Annotated in this window: 5 protein-coding genes; all 5 read left to right on the top strand. The window is 37.7% G+C overall.

Translation table 11 applies throughout. The annotated features are described in order from the left end of the window. Window positions 1-170 precede the first annotated feature (170 nt). The 5 genes from AC1DJR_RS27755 to AC1DJR_RS27735 all read left to right on the top strand — a co-directional run bounded on the left by AC1DJR_RS27755 (window position 171) and on the right by AC1DJR_RS27735 (window position 2,090). Window positions 171-674 (top strand): phage major tail protein, TP901-1 family, encoded by a 504-nt coding sequence (locus tag AC1DJR_RS27755; protein ID WP_048517332.1) that lies wholly within the window; start codon window positions 171-173, stop codon window positions 672-674. Between the two features lie 133 nt (window positions 675-807). After that, the gene (locus AC1DJR_RS27750; RefSeq protein WP_477004020.1) at window positions 808-1,134 is read left to right on the top strand and encodes a hypothetical protein; all 327 of its coding nucleotides are present in this window, start codon (window positions 808-810) and stop codon (window positions 1,132-1,134) included. Beyond that, a complete protein-coding gene (locus AC1DJR_RS27745; RefSeq protein WP_477004019.1) occupies window positions 1,131-1,349 on the top strand; it encodes a hypothetical protein in 219 nt (72 codons plus the stop codon). The genes AC1DJR_RS27750 and AC1DJR_RS27745 overlap by 4 nt, the downstream gene beginning before the upstream one ends. 70 nt (window positions 1,350-1,419) lie before the next feature. After that, window positions 1,420-1,797, top strand: coding sequence for a tail assembly chaperone (locus tag AC1DJR_RS27740; protein ID WP_215551027.1), 378 nt, complete (start codon window positions 1,420-1,422; stop codon window positions 1,795-1,797). 89 nt (window positions 1,798-1,886) lie between these two features. After that, entirely contained in the window at window positions 1,887-2,090 is a 204-nt protein-coding gene (locus tag AC1DJR_RS27735; protein WP_477004021.1) for a hypothetical protein, read from the top strand. Window positions 2,091-2,094: the final 4 nt, after the last annotated feature.

Below are 2,094 nucleotides of genomic sequence, written 5' to 3'. Positions count from 1 at the left end.
GGATTCAATTGACTTGTACGACACAAGCAAAAAGAATCCAGAGCGAATCGGTTTTTTAAATGCGAAAGTAAAGGGTTTTGAACCACTTTCTCAAAAAGACGTTGAAATTTTAACAGCGAAACATTTGAGCTTTATAACTATAACAATCAGAAATTAGAGGGGGAGTAAAAATGGCAGAGGTGAAAAAAAGTAACGCACCAGAGTTTAAAGGTGCAGAGACACTTTATTTAATTGACATCCCACAAGCTGACGGGAAGACTACAAAATCGGTTCGCTTTTATAACCAAACATCAGGTTCACGATCAATTGAAGCTGGAGAAATTGAGTTGAAAACAAAGGATAAGAGTGGATCTGATTACGGTGACGTAACACAGTCTGCTAGCATTGAAGGGATTTGTACAGAGGGTGACGAGGGTCTTGATTATGTAGAAGAAGCAATTCTTAACAAGGTGCTGGTAAGAATTCATGAAGTGAATCTACGTAGCACAACCGCTTCTGCGTTTAAAGTTAAATCAGGAACATACATGTTGAATAGCTTAGAGCTTTCTCATGAAAATGAAGAGTACTCAAAGTATTCTATCGGCTTAAAATTAAACGGGAAAATTTCTAAGGGAACGATTAGTACAGTGCCTAATGGTGCACCATCTGGTGATGTAGCTACTCCTGGAGCGTAATAGTGAATCTATTAAATTGAAATGAGGGAGAAGCTTGTAGACGTCAGGCTTCTCCCTCAGATGGCAATGTTTAAAGTAATTCTAACAGGTGGTATTTATTAATAATTAAGAATGTTTCTGGGGGTGGAGATTGTTGGAGTTAACAAGATTTGAGAAGGTCTCGATTGCAGGTTCATTTGTTTCAGCGATTGGCGAAAGTGCATTAGCGCAACATGTTGATTTGAATCGCTTAACGGAACTATGTGAAGAACCTATAAAAAAGACAACGGCAAGACAGTGCGGTGAAGCGACAATAAGTGTTTTGAATAAAATCATTGATAGCTTATCAGAAGAAATGGAGGGAGGAGAAGAGATGCAATCTACTGTTAGCAAAGACGGAAAAACGTCAGTCGTGGATCAGAATGCAGAACGGATTTTAATTAAAGCGGACAAGATTTTGATTGAAGGTGAGAACAAATGAAACTAAACAAACAAGAGCAAGCGGTTCTAATCGGAAATTTGATTGTGTCACTCGGTGGACATGAAGGGGTAGTTAAGTATGTTGATCCTCGGAAGTTAGACAGAGTAAGTGAAATTCATAATGAATTGTACGATAATACAACACCACGTGAACGAAGGGAAGCCATGATCAGTTTGCTTGATAAAACGATGGATGAATTTATGGGAAATGAATAATGGGAATGTGAATTGGCGTCCATATAGGCGCTTTTTTATTTTGCACAAAAAATAATTGGAGGTAATTATAATGGCTGAAAAATCATATACACGTTTTGCAATTAAAGGTGAAGAGTACGAACTGAAATTTTGTTTACAAGCTATCCAGTTAATTGATGGAAACGGTGGTCCGTTCCAATTCGTATCTCAGGCTATGCAAGGTGGTATCACGAATTTTGTTGATGTTATTTATTACGCACTAATCCACACAGAGAAAGGAATTACGCATGAGGCTGTACAGAAAGAAATTGAGGCTTTATTTAATGATGAAAAGTTAGATCTTGATGAGATTTTACGATTCAACAAAGCGGTCGTGTTAAACAGTTTTTTCTTCCAGAAGACAGTGAAGAAACTTCTGGCAACGATGACGACGGAGCAACAGAAGTCGTTCGAGAGCCTGTACGGATAAATGTTGATGAATTGCAAGGTGAGTGTTTTCGCTTTTTTAATATGACCACCTTGCAATCTTGGCGTATTAGTCTGAAAGAATACCACATTATGTTGAATGGATATAAAGAACAGCTACTTGATAAATACGAGTTTGCAAGTGTACAAGCTTTATTTAATCGAAATGCACAATCTGAAAAAATCAAGTCGTTGGCTGACATATATACGCGTCCAGAAAGTGCTCGTGATATTGAAAGACAAGCGAATGAACGGAAAGAAGTTGCTGAAAAAATCCAAAGAAATGAATCGAAATGAATCG

The organism is Bacillus sp. 05T31 (genome assembly GCF_056396725.1).
Note: the sequence above shows the minus strand (reverse complement) of the source record. Positions and strands in the feature narration are given on the sequence as shown.